We start from the raw sequence: 16,518 nt of genomic DNA on the forward strand, positions 1-16,518 counted from the left end.
CATGATTTCTAGATTTTTTTATTTTTGGCGCATGATACCACCTAGAATACAAATAATTACTTTTTTAACAACTACTTTATTACTGCTTTTTTCTTGTGAAAATCAAAATACAGATAACTCAAAAAAAACAAAAAGAGAGAACGAAATTCATAAGCTGATAAGCAAAGCAGACCAATTTTACAAGAATCACAACAACACTGACAGCGCATTTTTTTATTACAATAAGGCTAGAGCAGCTTGCGATCTTAAAGAAGATATTAAAAATTATGTTTCCTGCATGTATTACATGGCCGAAATTCAACAGGAACATGAGGATTTTATGGGAAGCATTAAAACATCAATGGAAACAATTCCGTTTTTACACCGAATAAAAAATCAAGATTATGTATGGAATATCTATAGTGTTTTAGGAAGAAATTATTATTACACTTATGACTATCCAACTGCTATATACTATTATTCTAAAGCTTTTACTTTAAATACCAGTAGAATTAACAAACTTGAAGCTAAAAATAATATCGCAGTTATTTACCTAAAGCAACAAAAGTTTGAGAAAACATTACCCATTTTTCTTTCTATAAGTAATGAGAAAATTGTACAGCAAAGCCCTGAAAACTATTCTAAAATATTAGATTATATAGGTTATTGCTATTATAAACTTAAGGATCCAAAAGCATTGTCTTTTTTTGAAATGAGTTTAAAAATAAAGTTAAAAGCAAATTATACCGATGGTTTGGGCAGAACTTACTCCAATCTTGCCGAATACTATCAAAACAACAAAGCTGATTTAGCTATGAAATATGCTCAATTAAGCTATAAAAATTACACATTATCAGGCAACACCGATGACCGCTTAGTTGCTTTAAAGTTTATTATAGAAAATAGTTCTGATATTGATTCAAAAAAAAATGCACTTATTTATACAAAAGTGATCGACAGTATCTATGAAGTAAGGCAAAAAGCTAAAAATCAATTTGCAAAAATCAAATACGACTCTAAAAAAGAAAAAGAGGAAAACTTGAAATTAAGAGCACAGAAAATTAAAAATGAGCTCCAAATAACAAAACAGGAAAGCAGAAATATTGTTTCATATGTCATAATTATATTTGCCTCATGTCTGATTGTTTTTCTATATTTTTTTCTTACTGTACGAGCTAATCGCCAAAAAATTGAAGCAACTTATCAAAGCGAAATCAGAATTTCAAAAAAATTACATGATGAGCTAGCGAACGATATTTACCATACAATGGCATTTGCCGAAAACAGAAATCTTTCTTCTGAAGAAAACAGAAATCATTTATTAAAAAGTCTTGACAATATTTATTCTCGAACAAGAAATATTTCGAAGGATAATACTCCTATTATTAGTAATCAAAATTATATAGTCTCTCTGAAAGAGATGATCTCAGGATTTGGCACGCCACATATTAATCTATTAATAAATGGTTTGAATACTATTTCTTGGGATAAAATTGATAAAAATAAAAAAATATCAATTTATCGAACTATACAGGAATTACTTGTAAACATGAAAAAACATAGCGATGCAACTCTAGCAGCATTAACCTTTAAAGAACTGGAGAATACAATAATAATCAATTACACCGATAACGGAAAAGGAATTGATACAAACAAAATGGTTTTAAGAAATGGTTTGCATAATATTGAGAACCGAATTCATGCTGCCAAAGGCCAGATTGAAATTCATTCAGAAGCAGGAAAGGGTTTCAAAGTTTTAATTAAACTTCCAGTATAATGATTAAAGACCTATTTTTCTTTATTCAAAAAAAGCATCTTGTTTTTTATTTGCTAATCTTTGCTCTAATTTTAGGACTATTTTTTTCTATACAGTCTTCTGAAACAAATGAAGACCGAGTAAATTATAATAAAACTGACCATTCAGCCGAAATAAAACAAATGATGCAAAAAGCAAATGCTTTTTGGGATTTAGAAAAAAATGACAGTGCTCTTTTTTATTTCAACAAAACACAATTATTATGCGTTCCAAAAGCTGATTATGCAGATGATTATGTAGGTGCATTAAACAGTATGGTAGAAATCTTTCAGCAATATGGCAATTATTCCGAAGCAGAAACTACCCTTATAAAAGCATTCCCTTATTTAGAAAAAACTACCAATGTAAAGTATGCCGTTAATGCTTACACCTTCATGGCCTATAACTATTTGTATACGTACGACTATGAAAAGGCGCTATATTATCATAGAAAAGCATTAAAAAAGGCAATCTCAACTTTTAGAAAAGCACGGATATTATCTGAAATTGCATTTGCATATATGCACCAGAAAAAATATCAAGAGGCAATAGATCTATTAGAACCAATTTCTAGATACAGAATTGAAGATAAAATCACACCTTCAAACACAAATATTCAGCGTGCAGCGATATTGTATAATTTAGGTCTTTGCTATTTACGACTTGGAGGCCATAAAGACGCTTCATTCAAATGCTTTAGCGAAAGTTTAGAATTGACTCTTACACTTGATGACGATTATGAACTAATTGGCAATTACTATGCTTTTTATTTATATTACTCGAAATACAATAATCCAGAGCTAAGAAAAATTAATGCAGAGAAAGCCTACTATTACTCTAAAAAAGCAAAATCGGCAACAAATGAAATTAACATGTTAGCCCATCTACTGGAAGCGGATAATGCTGGAAATTCAAAAAAACACTGGAAAGTTTATAGTAAAAAAATTGACAGTCTCCTTATTAGCAGGAAAAAAGCAAAAAATCAATTTGCCGATATTATATATACTTCAAAGAAAGATAAAGAAGAAAATTTAGAACTCAAAAATCAAAAAGCAGAAAACGAATTAGAGCTTCAAAGGCAAAAAAATAGAAGTTTTATTTCCTACATAGTAATTTCTATCAGTACTTTCGCTTTGTTTTTTATTGCTTATTATATTACTCATAAAGGGCGAAAGGAAAAAAATGATGCAGTTTTTGAAAGCGAAATACGCATATCAAACAAATTGCATAATGAACTGACAACAGATATCTATGATACATTAGTTTTTGCAAAAAATCACAAATTAGAAAACCCTGAAAACAAGGAAAAATTTCTTTATAACTTGACCAATATTTATTCAAAAACAAGAAATATTTCAAGAGAAAATAGTGCAATCATAGTTAATAAAGATTACGAAAAAGTCCTAAAAGAAATGATTTCAGGATATACAACTTCTAATTTAAATATTATTATAAATGGTTTAAACTCATTATCCTGGTCTAAAATTGATCGTGTAAAAAAAATAACTATTTTCCGTGTTGTTCAAGAAATTTTTGATCAGGCAAAAATTATCAGTGATGCTTCGCTGGCAAGTATCACATTTAAGAAGAATGAGAGAACTATAGTAATTACCTATGCTGACAACTCTACCAAAATTCAGGATGATGTTAATTTAAACAAGAGATTTGCTACTATCGAAAATCGCCTTAAACCAGCACGAGGAACCTTTAATGTTGCTTTAAATCCAAATCAGGGATTTAAGGTTTTTGTAAAACTTCCAATATAAATAATGCTTTAACCATAAGGTTCATCAAATGAAAATATCTGCTTTTGTTCCAATTTTAGTTTCCGTTCTTTTTCTGCTGGTCATTCCGACTTCTTGCGAAAAAGAAATTCCGGCAGTTATAAAAAAAACTGACAATACCGCAGAAATAAAAAGGTTGACCATAATAGCTGACAATGATTTTGACCAAAATGAATATTTGAAAGCCTATAAAAATTATCTAACCATAATTCACCTTTCAGACCCTGAAAAAAACAGAATAGATTATGTCGACGCATTAATTTCTATAGCGCTAATTCAGCATTATGAAGGCAATTATCTGGAAAGTGAGGCTACTGCTACTAAAGTATTACCCCAACTTAAATACCTAAAAAAACCAAGGTTTGCTTGGGAAACATACAAAATTATTTCAGAAAATTATTCTGCAACAAAGGATTATGACAATGCGCTCATATATGCTAAAAAAGCATACAATCTCAATGCAAGTCCAAGAAGGGAAGCAAATGCATTAGCTAATATTGCATTAGTTTACATGTATCAGGGCGATTATAAAAAAGCGATTAAAATCTATACACAACTAACCACTACTGGTTATTATGGCAATAGGAAAAAAACAAATTCTTTAAAAGATTATGAAGCATTAGATTATGCTGTAATGAGGAACAATATAGGTATTTCTTATGCCAATTTAAATAATTCTAGAGCACTACCCTACTACCAAGAAGCTCTCAAAATTAGACTTAAATTAAATGATAGGCAAAACTTACCCGATAGTTATTCAAATCTTTCTGATTATTACTTAAGTTCAAATCCTGCTTTGGCAAAAAAATATGCCGAAACAGCTTATAAACATGCGTGCGTTGTAAATACCTATAAGCAAAAAAAGTATGCTCTCGAAACTTTAATAAGAACCAGTACGGGAAATGATACAAAAAAATATTCTAAGATTTATATTCGTTTTAGAGACAGTATTAATAAAATTCGTTTAACACAAAAAAATCAATTTGCCAATATAAAATATAATTTCACCAAGGATAAAGAAGAAAACTTAGAGCTTAAAATTCAAAGAGCAGAGCATAAATTGGAAATGCAAAGACAAAAGAACAGGAGTTTTATCTCTTATATTGCATTATCTATAACCATTTTTATATTCATTTTTCTAGTTTTTTACCTGACTTTAAAAGGCAAAAGAGAGAAAAATGATGCTGTTTTTAAAAACGAAATTCGAATTTCTGATAAATTAGAAAACGACCTTGAAAAAGATATTCATGAAACTTTATCATTTGCCGAAAACAACAACCTTGAAAACATCAGTAATAAAGAACAATTTCTTAATTACCTGAGCCGCATTTATTCCAAAACACGAAGTATTTCGAGAGAAAATAATGCCATCCAAACCAATGAAAATTTTGCAAGTGAGCTTAAAGAAATGATTTCTGGATATACCGGCCAAAAGCTAAGTATTATTATAAATGGCTTAAATACTTTTTCTTGGTCAAAAATTGATCGCGTCAAGAAAATAACCGTTTTTCGCGTGCTTCAAGAAATTCTCGATCAGATGAAAACACTCAACAATGCCTCTCTAGCAAGCATAACGTTTAAAAAAGAAGGGAAAAACATCCTGATTATGTATACTGATAATGGTAGCAAAATCGACCCAAAAGATATTATTTTAGAAAAAAGACTACAAAATGTGGAAAACCGTATTAAAACAATAAAAGGAACTCTTAATTTTGACCCATATTCAGAAAATGGTTTTAAAGTAAATTTCAAATTTCCAATATAAGAAAATATATGTTTAAAAAAGTTTTAGTTGCCGAAGATCTAGATAGTATCAGCATTGCCGTTGTTCAAGTACTTGAAGAATTACAAGTTCCCGTAATTCATCACGTGAAATATTGCGACGAAGGATTACTTAAAGTAAAAAAGGCATTGGCTGAAAAAGAACCTTACGATTTAATGATTACAGACTTATCGTTTAAATCTGATCATAGAAAAGTAACTTTAAATAGTGGCGATGAACTTGTTGAAGCTGTAAATAAAGTGCAGCCAGAACTAAAAAAAATAGTTTTTTCTATAGAAGATAAAAGTTATAGAATTAAAACTCTTTTTAATGAACTTGGCATTAATGCTTATGTTACAAAAGGAAGAAATAGTATTTCTGAATTAAGAAATGCTATCGAAAGCACTTTTAATAACGAAGAAAAAATTCTTTCTTCTGATTTGTCTTTTAATTTTAATGATAAAGCTTTAATTGAAATTGAATCTTACGATATCTCAATTTTAAAACTTTTATCTCAGGGACATATTTTAGAAAGTATTTCTAGAGAATTCAAAGATTCATCTATAACTCCTAACGGAACAAGTAGTATAGAAAAAAGAATCAATAAGTTGAAAATTTATTTTAAAGCTAATAATAATGTGCATTTAATTGCGATTGCAAAAGATTTTGGACTAGTATAATTTTTTATACGCTTTACGGTTTCCCGTAAGGATAACACTTTTTATACTCCTAAATTTGTGATGACCTATTAACCTATCAATGAAACCAAAAAGTAAAGCGAGTATTATATTCTCTAGACTTAATACTACACAAAATAGAATCCTTATGAAAACAATGCTACTTTGCCTCTTTTTATCAATAAGCTTTGCAGTTATTTCTGAAAAAACTGGATGGCTAGAAATTGATTGGAAAATAATATTTATTCCAGCATTATTAGTTTTACAAATTATAATTATCGGGACAGCTCTAAAAAATCGATATAAAAAACATTAATTAATTTTAAGAAAGGCTTAATTATTGCTGGAAGAGAAGACTTGTATCTTAGTTCCATTAAATTTTTCATGAAAAAAACGCTCAGCCTCGTCTTATTATTATTTGTATTTATATCTTTTGCACAAACCAAAGTGATATCATGGAATATCGAAAACTTTGGAAAATCAAAATCTGATTCTCATTTAAATTATATCGCCAAAATAATTTCTAATTATGATATAATCGCAATTCAAGAAGTGGTTGCCGGAAACGGAGGTGCTCAAACTGTTGCAAAACTTGCCGCAGTGCTCAATCAAAAAGGAAATAAATGGGATTACAGCATAAGTGATCCTACTTCTGGAAGCAGTTACAAAAAGGAACGGTATGCTTTTATTTGGAAAACTAATAAAGCCAAATTGAAAAGCAAACCTTGGTTAGAAAGAAAATATAGCGTAGAAATTGATCGCGAACCCTATTTCGCCACGTTTGAAATTAATAAAAAGACGATCACTCTCGTTAATTTTCATGCCATAACCCAAAAAAAACAACCCGAAACCGAAATCAAATACTTCAAGTTTTTACCAAACGAATATCCTGATTTAAATCTTGTTTTCTTAGGCGATTTTAACTGCCCAGAAAAGCACACTGTTTTTAATCCGTTGAAAAAAAATGGATATGCTTCTGTATTAAAAAATCAAAAAACTACTCTAAAACAGCAATGCAAAAACAATATTTGTCTTGCATCTGAATTTGACAATATCTTTTATAAAACATCGAATCTACAGGTTAGTAATTCTGGAATTATTAAATTCTACGAAGATTTTGATTCTTTACAAAATGCAAGAAAAATTTCCGATCATATTCCGATCTGGTTTGAGTTTTCTCTCAACTAATCTAAGTTTTAAGTTTCTTTTTTCTAGCTGCTGGAAATAGAACATTATTCAAAATCAATCTATATCCAGGCGAATTAGGGTGCAAATCTAAAACCGTTGGCGGATCTCCAACCTGATGTTGAAAATCTTCTGGGTCATGTCCTCCAAAAAAAGTAAACATTCCCTTGCCTTTTTCTCCATGAATGTATCTTGACTCGCCATTTAATTCGCATGTTCCCATAATCAAGATATTCGATTTTATTAAAGACGTATCAAAAGAAGTCGTCTGTCCCATAAAACCTTTTACTAATTGTGTATGGTTTTGACATAACATACTTGGAATCGGATCCCATTTTGCAGAAAATTCCATTAACGTAAAATAATCTTTATCCATCACAATGCGTCTTTTTGTCGTCATGTCGATATCCGAAAACTCGTAAACTTCTGGTCTTCTTTCTAAAGTAAAGTTTTTGAAAGCAAAAGAATTATTATAATTTAATTTTGACTGATAATTAGATTCGCTAGGATCTCCGTCAAACATAGCTTCGCAAATATCCACCCCATCTGCTGCCAGAGCAATATCAAAACTATCTGTTGCAGAACACATGGCAAACATAAAACCGCCACCAATTACAAAATCTCTAATTTTTTTTGCAACCGCTCCTTTTTCCTGCGACACCTTTGCATAACCTAATTTTGTCGCCAAAGCTTCTGCATCTCTTTTTTGATCAATATACCAAGGTGTATTTTTGTAGGCAGCATAAAACTTCCCGTATTGTCCGGTAAAATCTTCATGATGCAAATGAAGCCAATCGTACATTAATAACTGATCGCTTAAAACTTCTTCATCATAAATGGGAGTAAAAGGAATTTCGGCATAAGTTAAAACCAAAGTTACGGCATCATCCCAAGGTTGCTTTCCTTTTGGAGTATAAACAGCAATTTTAGGTGCTTTCTCTAAAATTACCGATTCCATATTTTGAGAGGGGCTCGAAATTTCGTTTAAAATAGAAGCCTGTTCACTATCTGAAATCACTTCAAAACTAACTCCTCTTATTTTACATTCTTTTCTAATTTCATCAGCATCAGGAAGTAAGAAAGAACCGCCACGATAATTTAAAAGCCAACTTGCTTTATAATCCCTACTCAAACACCAGTAAGTAATTCCGTATGCTTTTAAATGATTTTGCTGCGTCGTTTCATCCATCGGAAGTAAGATAAACGAAGCTTTTGCATTAAATGACATTAATAGTATAAAAAGGTAGAATAAACTTTTATTCATCAGAAAATTATTTTAGTAAAGATATAAAAGCCATGAGCAAAAAAGGAATACTTAGAATCTTTTCTTACTTATAAAGAATGTTAAATAAAAAGCTCGAAGAAAACTTCATTTATAAACCATAAAAAAACAGGTAAAAACACCTGTAATTAGGAAGAATATTCTCTATACATTTGCTATCCCAGGTTCATAAAACTAATCGCTGTAAAAAAAATAACCAACTATGAAGTTTAATGAAAGTAATAACCAACAAAAGGGTCTGAATATAATTCAGAAAATAGGACTATGCGTTCTAGTCATAACAATCATATTATATTATGTGCTGTCAATTCAATTTTTGACAGCATAATATTTTAGATTGTTAAAACTGCCAATTCATTCTGAATAGCATAAACAACTAAGCCAGCTATATTTCGCGATTCTGTTTTAAGCAATAAATTATTTCTGTGTCCTTCTATAGTTCTGGGACTTAAAAAAAGATGTTCTGCAATTTCTGCTGTAGTTTTCTGCTGGCAAATTAATTGCAGAATTTCTATTTCGCGCGGCGAAAGGAAATTGGTTTCTAAACCGCCTCTTGCATTTTTAGGCGATACTATGGTTTCTTGAATTGTTTTTAAAACATTTTCGTTGTAATAGAATCCTTTTTTTGCTACTTCGTTGATGGTATGAATTAAATCTTTTGGAGTTGTATTCTTTATTAAGTAAGCTACTGCTCCAACTTGAATCATATTTGCTACAAACGATTTGGTATCGTAGCTAGTCAATGCAATAATTTTAATATCGGGAAACGTTTTTCTAATAATTTTTGTGGCTTCGACTCCGTTTAAGACCGGCATCTTTAAGTCCATTATTATTATATCGGGCGTTATTTCTCTTTCGTTCAGTTGCGTAATAAGCTCGTCACCATTTGAGGCTTCAAAGAGAATATCTATATTTTCTTCTCTCTGTAGTAAAAAAGAAATTCCTTTTCTAAACAAAATTTCATCATCGACTAGAGCAATTTTAATAGAAGCATTCATCGTATTTTGGTTTTGGTCGTTTAATTTGGTTTGTCGAAATTACAAAATATGAATTAGAAAAAATCTAAATACCTTTATTTTATTGACCAAAAACCTTAATAAAACGCATAATTTGCCTTAAAAAGTAAAATTTACAACAATCCCTTTATTAATTTCAGAGTTAATTTCGATTGTTCCCTGCAAAAATGATATTCGGCTATCGATATTTTTCATACCTAAACCTTTTTGGTTTTCGGTATTTGAACAATTAAAACCAATGCCGTTGTCTATATAGTCACAAGTATTTATTCCGTCTTTATTGGCGAAAGAAATCCATATCTCTGACGCTTTTCCGTGACGAATCGAATTATTCATTAATTCTTGCAGAATCCTAAAAACATGCAAATGCCTGTCTATGTCTTTCTCATCAAAATCGATGTCATTTTTATAATACGTTTTTACCGATTTGCTCGATTCAAATTCTTCGCATAATTCTTCAATACCTGCGCTTAAACCAAATTTTTCAAAAACCGGCGGAAGTAAATTATGCGCAATTTTTCTAGAATTGTCTAATGCCTTCGTTGTTAAAGCAATTATATTTCCAGTGATTTCTGCAGTTTCTGCTTCAGTAAGATTAGGAGATGTAAGCAGATGCGTGTTCAGCGATACTATATTTAATTTAGAACTGATATCATCATGTAAATCTTGCGCAATTCTCTTACGTTCCTCTTCCTGCGTAAAAATTATGGCATGAAGCTGCTCTTTTTGATATTGTAATATTAAATCTAATTTTTCGAGCTCTTGTTGAATTATTTTTTTTCTGGAGAAATAAAAGAAAACGATTAACACTACGGCAACCACTATAAAAAAAAGAGAAATGTATAATATAATTGCAACAAGTTCTTTTTCCGAAATTGCATGAGTCTTCATCATTATATAATTTTAAATAAATCAATATTGATCATAAAATCAAAGATATAATTATTTATTTTGAATGTTATCAGTTCTTCAAAATTGCTATCAAAAAAGATCTCTATCAAAAATAAATTTCTGATAGAGATTAATTTAACTCTATTAATAAAAAAGTCGCCCTTAAATTAATCTCATCTTTACGTGCCGTTAGATTTTGACACGAAACTAAAACTACTACTGCTGCAAAAAAACATTTTTTTCAAAGTAAAGTTTTATGAAGGTTAATAAATATTCAATTCTAAAAAACTGTTTTTTTCGAGAAGTTTTTTATCCAATCATATAAAATAAAAAATTGCAAACCAAGAATCAGGAAATTGTTTATCATCCATGTCAAGAGCTTCAAATCATCACTTAATCCAATAGAAAGATTTCCAATTAAATAAAACACAGTACTTGCTAATAGATAGAAGACTAAACCTATAGTGGTATAATAATATATCTTGTCTCCTGTGAGCATATTGTAGACATGGAACAAAGCAAAAATAACGATGAGCAAATTTGTTATAGTAATTTCAAACAAATTAAATTTAAGAAATTCGCTTGGAGTCCTATAAAATTGTATTGCTAAAACTAATAATGCGATTGCTAAGCTGGTTTTAATAAATATTTTTTGGCTTCTTACTTTTATCAATGAGTTGTAAAAAATTCCTAATAATATCATCTGACCAATAAAATAAATATTGACAATGATTAAATTAGTCATTCCTAACTGATACAACAACTCCATTGAATACTGCATTAGGCAACAAAATGCTAAGTAAGAGACAAAAAAAACATTAGCTTCCCCCTTTCGGAAAAAGCTAAATGAGTAGGCTACTAAATTTAGTAATAAAACCAAATAAGTACCATATATTAAAAAATTATTCATTTTATTTTACTATGTATGCTTTATATTAATACGGTGGACTAGGACGTATTCCATCATACACTACATCATCAGCAGCACCTTCACCACCTTCTACTCCATCTCCTTTACCGTAAACATTAATCCATTTTTTAGTTTCCGGATCATATTTGGCACCTACGAAAAGTAATGTTTTTTCTTTTTGGTCGTTTATACCCAAATAAGCCCAAACAGCCTCCGTTTTAAGTTCTAACACTTTTTCTAAGCTTTCACGAGGTATTAAGAAAGCTTTTACTTTGTTCTTAGAGTCTTCGACTGAGTTATCGTCATCGTACCTCTTTTCCCACTCATTTGCAGTTTTTACAGGAATCTGAATAGGCCCTGGAAAGGTTTCTTCATTCATAATTTAAATTTGTTATTGGTTAATAATTTATAAAAAACTAATAGTTTGTAATTGGTTTAGCTAAACTACTGATTTTTATTAAACGATTAACATAAAAACATAAAAAAAGCCTTAATAATAAGGCTTTTTAACTTTTAAAATGGAACATCGCTGTCGTCATCATCATCATTTAAATTACTTCCGAAAGCTTCGTTAGCAGATGGTAAATTTTTCGTTATGAAAGGATTATCATCGTGATTCATTTTAGATGGCAAATCATCGTAACCTCCAGTAAATTCTTCAAGGTTATCAAACTTACCTAAATGTCCTAAGAATTTAAGACGAATATTTTCAAGACCACCGTTACGGTGTTTGGCTATAATAAACTCTGCCTGACCTTGTGTCGAAGATGCTTCGTCATCATCCCATTCTTCAATTTTATAATATTCAGGACGATAGATAAACGATACGATATCGGCATCCTGCTCGATCGCTCCAGATTCACGAAGATCCGAAAGAAGCGGACGTTTACTAAATCCACGGGTCTCAACGGCACGCGATAACTGAGAAAGTGCAATTACAGGAACGTTCAACTCTTTTGCCAAAGCTTTTAAGTTTCGAGAAATTGTCGAGATCTCCTGCTCACGGTTTCCTCCTCCTTTTCCGCTTCCCCCTGCAGTCATCAGCTGCAAGTAGTCAATAATAATTAACTTAATTCCGTGCTGTGAAGCCAAACGACGACATTTTGCACGTAAATCGAAAATTGAAAGCGACGGTGTATCATCAATAAATAATGGCGCTTTTTCTAAGTTTTTCACTTTAGTACTTAGCTGTTCCCATTCGTGTTTTTCTAATTTACCTGTTCTTAGTTTTTCTGAAGACAATCCTGTTTCAGAAGAAATAAGCCTTGTAATTAACTGAACCGACGCCATCTCCAGAGAGAAAATCGCAACTGCATGTCCGAACTGAATACTTACGTTTCTCGCCATCGAAAGTACGAAAGCCGTTTTACCCATCCCGGGACGAGCCGCAATAATAATTAAATCGGAAGGTTGCCATCCAGAAGTTACTTCATCTAGTTTCTCAAATCCTGTTGCCACACCACTCAAACCTTCTTTACCCGCGATTTCTTCAATACGTTTTTTCGCCTGAAGAACCAAACTCTGAGCGGTTTCAGAACTACGCTTGATATTTCCTTGCGTTACCTCATATAATTTAGATTCGGCTTTATCCAGCAAATCGAATACGTCTGTAGTTTCATCATACGATTCTTCGATAATTTCAGATGAAATACGAATTAAACTTCTTTGAATAAATTTTTGAAGAATAATACGCGAGTGAAACTCGATGTGGCCGAAGAGGCAATTTTTTGCGTAAGCTGAATCAGATAAAAATCGCCTCCAGCCAAATCTAACTTTCCGTTTTTCTTTAACTGTGTCGAAACCGTTAAAATATCAATTGGCTGTGTTTCGGTAAAAAGCTGTAAAATCGCTTCAAAAATATGTTTGTGCGCGTCTTTGTAAAAAGCATCTGGCTGTAAAATATCAATTACATCATCTACCCCTTTTTTATCAATCATCATCGCACCCAAAACAGCCTCTTCTAAGTCTATAACTTGAGGAGGAAGCTTACCTTTTTCTAGATTGATAATTGTGGTTTTGTCGACCTTAACAGGGTTTACATTTTTGAAATTTTCCATATAGCGAAAGTAGCAAAATTTAAAAAAAATCTGCTATCGAGTTATAACTAATAATTGTTTATAAATAATATTGATTTGTTCATAACCAAAAAAAAATCCGAAACCGCAGGGCTTCGGATTTTTAATCGTTAAATATGAATTTACTCTTTATACTCGCCCATATTACTGTATTTGTCCATTCTCTGGGCAATTAGATCGGCTGTTGATAAGTCTTTCAATTCGTTATATCCTTTTGTAATATATTCCGCTACTGTTTTAAAAGTAGTTTCTCTGTCATAATGCGCTCCGCCTAGTGGCTCTGGAATTACATCATCAACCAATTTTTGTTTTTTCATATCAGAAGAAGTCAGTTTTAATGCTTCTGCTGCACGCTCTTTGTACTCCCAGCTTTTCCATAAAATAGAAGAGCAAGATTCTGGAGAAATTACAGAGTACCAAGTGTTTTCTAACATATAAACACGGTCTCCAACACCAATTCCTAAAGCTCCACCTGAAGCACCTTCACCAACAATAATTGTGATGATTGGCACTTGCAAACGAACCATTTCAAAAATGTTTCTAGCGATAGCTTCTCCTTGTCCTCTCTCCTCAGCTTCAAGTCCTGGATATGCACCTGGAGTATCTACCAAAGTAAGAACTGGGATTCCGAATTTCTCTGCCATTTTCATCAAACGCAAAGCTTTACGGTATCCTTCTGGATTAGCCATACCGAAATTACGGTACTGACGTGTTTTTGTATTGTAACCTTTTTGCTGTCCAACAATCATAAACGACTGACCGTTTATTTTTCCAAGACCACCAACCATTGCTTTATCATCTTTAAAACCTCTGTCTCCATGAAGTTCTAAGAAAGTATCTCCACAGATTGCTCTAATGTAGTCTAAAGTATAAGGTCTATTTGGGTGTCTTGACAATTGTACCCTCTGCCAAGCGGTAAGGTTTTTATATATTTCTTTTTTAGTCTCTACTAATTTTTTGTTGATTTCCTTGCACGTCGGCGTTACGTCAACGTCAGATTCTTTTCCAATAATAACGCACTTTTCTAACTGTTCTTCAAGTTCTTTAATTGGAAGCTCAAAATCTAAATATTCCATGGATTTTTGAATTTTGTTTGTAAATCGAACCGCAAATATAAAAATATTATATCATTGGCGAAGTTAATTGTTATTTAAAGTATAAAAATGCAATTTAAAAATAAGTAAACTATTACAAGTTTTCTTTCTTGTTCTGATAATGTTTGAAAACACCGTTTAGAATAACTGTTATGATAATTATAACGGCTCCGATGTAAAATTCGACACTCATTTTTTCTTTTCCTCCCAAGATAAAATAAGCCAAAACTATCCCATAAACTGGCTCCAGATTAGTCGTTAACATTACGGTATAAGGCGTTAATCGCTGCATTACTTTTACCGAAGCGGTAAAGGCATAAGCCGTACAAATTGAGGCTAAAATCAATAATAAAACCCAATTATTTAAAGACATTTCGAAAAAATCTGCTGTAAATTTTCCTTGAAATAAAAAGTAAATGGTGATGAAGAAAACGCCCGCTCCAAATTCATAAAATGTAATTACTGAAGGTTCGTGATCTGAAATTAATTTTCCATTCATTAAGGTAAATAAAACCCCTAAAATGATGGCTGCCAAAGCGTAATAAACTCCCGTAAGATATTTTATTTCAACTTGAAGAATCAATCCTAAACCAGCTATAATTATTAGTCCGAAGAAGACTTCATACCAAAGCACTTTTCTTCCATAAAATAAAGGTTCTAATAAAGAAGCAAAAAAAGCTCCTAAAGAAAATATGGAAAGCGTAATGGAGACATTGGATACATGAATTGCTTTAAAAAAGAAAATCCAGTGCAATGCTATCAATAACCCAACAAAAATCAATTTAAAAAATTCTTTTATCGGAACTTGAAAAGATTGTTTTTTAAATGCAATAAATCCGCCAAGAAAAATCATAGCAATCAACATTCTGTACCAAACCAGATTATCGGCATCAATTGTAATTAAAGCGCCTAGAATAGCTGTAAAACCCCAGATAAAAACAATTAAGTGTAGATTTAAATAACTTTTTAAATTATCGTTTCGCATTACGTAATAAGTAAACTGCCAAAATTCCGAAAACAATATTCGGGAACCAAACAGCTAATAAAGGTGAGAATGTAGATTTTTCGGCAAGTGTACCAAATATTTTATCAAAGAATACAAATGAAAATGCAATTGCAATTCCAATAGCAAGGTTCATTCCCATTCCGCCACGGCGTTTCATAGAAGAAACTGAAACCGCAATAATCGTCAAAATAAATGCTGAAACCGGAATACTGTACTTTTTATAAAGAACAACCAAATAGGTATTAATGTTTCCTGAACCTCTTTTTCTTTCTTTTTCAATAAAATCGATCAGTTTACCCAAAGTTAGCGTTTCGGCAATATAAACTACTGGAGTTAAATCTGCCAATTCAAATTTGAAGGCAACATTTTTTTCTGGAGATTTTTCAATTACGTCATTTAATTCTCCTACAGTTCTTTTAGTATAGTCGTATAAAACGTAAATCTTCTTTTTAGGATCCCATTTTATGCGGCTTGCAGTGATTTTATACGTCAGTTTTTCTTTTTCAAAATGTTCTAAAGAAAAGTTGAAGGCCGTTTTTGATTCTTCGTTAAAACTGTTTACAAAAATAAAATCGTGATCGTTAATTTGTCTGAAAACATTGGTGTTTTCACCACGCATGAGTTCCTTTCCATTCCCTTTCAGATACGTGTATCTAAAATTGTTATAGCCTTCACTGGCAGCTGGAACGATAAAAAATCCCATTAGCAAAACAAAAATAGAAACGATAGTTGCACCTATAATATAAGGACGCAAGAAACGTGTATATGAAATTCCAGAACTTAAAATCGCAATAATTTCTGTATTGTTGGCCAGCTTTGAAGTAAACCAAATTACCGATAAAAACAAGAATATCGGAAACAGTGAATTAATAAAATAAATTGTGAAATTGTAATAATAGAAGGCAATATCTCCAAACGGAATCTTGTTCTCAAGCATTTTATTTACCTTTTCAGAAACATCAATTACGATTCCGATTGGCGCAAATAAAAGAAGCATCACAGAAAATGTCCCGAGGTACCTTTTTAAGATGTATTTATCTATTATTGAAAGCATATAGTTTT

14 protein-coding genes and 1 pseudogene are annotated in these 16,518 nt (G+C 31.3%); 6 read left to right on the plus strand and 9 right to left on the minus strand.

The window, feature by feature from the left end; genetic code table 11:
- Positions 1 to 31: 31 nt before the first annotated feature.
- The 6 genes from ACPWTF_RS07580 to ACPWTF_RS07605 all read left to right on the plus strand — a co-directional run bounded on the left by ACPWTF_RS07580 (position 32) and on the right by ACPWTF_RS07605 (position 7,185).
- Complete coding sequence (locus ACPWTF_RS07580) at positions 32 to 1,756, plus strand: tetratricopeptide repeat-containing sensor histidine kinase (RefSeq protein WP_427875019.1); 1,725 nt, start codon at positions 32 to 34, stop codon at positions 1,754 to 1,756.
- Between the two features lie 161 nt (positions 1,757 to 1,917).
- Positions 1,918 to 3,540 carry a hypothetical protein gene (locus ACPWTF_RS07585; RefSeq protein WP_427875020.1) on the plus strand — a complete coding sequence of 541 codons (1,623 nt, stop codon included), beginning with the start codon at positions 1,918 to 1,920 and terminating at the stop codon, positions 3,538 to 3,540.
- A 28-nt stretch (positions 3,541 to 3,568) separates the two neighbouring features.
- The gene (locus tag ACPWTF_RS07590; protein ID WP_427875021.1) at positions 3,569 to 5,323 is read left to right on the plus strand and encodes a hypothetical protein; all 1,755 of its coding nucleotides are present in this window, start codon (positions 3,569 to 3,571) and stop codon (positions 5,321 to 5,323) included.
- Positions 5,324 to 5,331: 8 nt separating this feature from the next.
- Entirely contained in the window at positions 5,332 to 6,000 is a 669-nt protein-coding gene (locus tag ACPWTF_RS07595) for a response regulator (protein WP_095931674.1), read from the plus strand.
- A 145-nt stretch (positions 6,001 to 6,145) separates the two neighbouring features.
- Complete coding sequence (locus ACPWTF_RS07600) at positions 6,146 to 6,313, plus strand: hypothetical protein (protein WP_172426959.1); 168 nt, start codon at positions 6,146 to 6,148, stop codon at positions 6,311 to 6,313.
- Between the two features lie 68 nt (positions 6,314 to 6,381).
- The gene (locus ACPWTF_RS07605) at positions 6,382 to 7,185 is read left to right on the plus strand and encodes an endonuclease/exonuclease/phosphatase family protein (RefSeq protein ID WP_427875022.1); all 804 of its coding nucleotides are present in this window, start codon (positions 6,382 to 6,384) and stop codon (positions 7,183 to 7,185) included.
- A 1-nt stretch (position 7,186) separates the two neighbouring features.
- On the opposite strand, the gene ACPWTF_RS07610 is transcribed toward ACPWTF_RS07605, so the two are convergent.
- From ACPWTF_RS07610 to ACPWTF_RS07650, 9 genes and pseudogenes are all read right to left on the minus strand, one after another.
- On the minus strand, positions 7,187 to 8,446 hold the full coding sequence (locus tag ACPWTF_RS07610; RefSeq protein WP_250837190.1) for an asparagine synthetase B: 1,260 nt from the start codon (positions 8,444 to 8,446) through the stop codon (positions 7,187 to 7,189).
- A 350-nt stretch (positions 8,447 to 8,796) separates the two neighbouring features.
- Positions 8,797 to 9,462, minus strand: coding sequence for a response regulator transcription factor (locus ACPWTF_RS07615; RefSeq protein WP_095931678.1), 666 nt, complete (start codon positions 9,460 to 9,462; stop codon positions 8,797 to 8,799).
- A gap of 117 nt (positions 9,463 to 9,579) precedes the next feature.
- Positions 9,580 to 10,374, minus strand: coding sequence for a sensor histidine kinase (locus ACPWTF_RS07620; protein WP_427875023.1), 795 nt, complete (start codon positions 10,372 to 10,374; stop codon positions 9,580 to 9,582).
- Positions 10,375 to 10,651: 277 nt separating this feature from the next.
- Positions 10,652 to 11,281, minus strand: a complete 630-nt coding sequence (locus ACPWTF_RS07625; protein ID WP_427875024.1) for a hypothetical protein — start codon at positions 11,279 to 11,281, stop codon at positions 10,652 to 10,654.
- A 25-nt stretch (positions 11,282 to 11,306) separates the two neighbouring features.
- On the minus strand, positions 11,307 to 11,660 hold the full coding sequence (locus ACPWTF_RS07630) for a hypothetical protein (protein ID WP_427875025.1): 354 nt from the start codon (positions 11,658 to 11,660) through the stop codon (positions 11,307 to 11,309).
- 134 nt (positions 11,661 to 11,794) lie between these two features.
- Positions 11,795 to 13,338: pseudogene (gene dnaB, locus ACPWTF_RS07635) on the minus strand (replicative DNA helicase).
- 140 nt (positions 13,339 to 13,478) lie between these two features.
- On the minus strand, positions 13,479 to 14,432 hold the full coding sequence (locus ACPWTF_RS07640) for an acetyl-CoA carboxylase carboxyltransferase subunit alpha (protein WP_095931683.1): 954 nt from the start codon (positions 14,430 to 14,432) through the stop codon (positions 13,479 to 13,481).
- A 112-nt stretch (positions 14,433 to 14,544) separates the two neighbouring features.
- On the minus strand, positions 14,545 to 15,435 hold the full coding sequence (locus ACPWTF_RS07645) for a DMT family transporter (RefSeq protein ID WP_095931684.1): 891 nt from the start codon (positions 15,433 to 15,435) through the stop codon (positions 14,545 to 14,547).
- Positions 15,422 to 16,510 (minus strand): LptF/LptG family permease, encoded by a 1,089-nt coding sequence (locus ACPWTF_RS07650; RefSeq protein WP_095931685.1) that lies wholly within the window; start codon positions 16,508 to 16,510, stop codon positions 15,422 to 15,424. The genes ACPWTF_RS07645 and ACPWTF_RS07650 overlap by 14 nt, the downstream gene beginning before the upstream one ends.
- Between the last annotated feature and the right edge of the window lie 8 nt (positions 16,511 to 16,518).

The sequence above is a fragment of the Flavobacterium sp. MMS24-S5 genome, assembly GCF_050320125.1.
Lineage (GTDB): Bacteria > Bacteroidota > Bacteroidia > Flavobacteriales > Flavobacteriaceae > Flavobacterium > Flavobacterium tyrosinilyticum.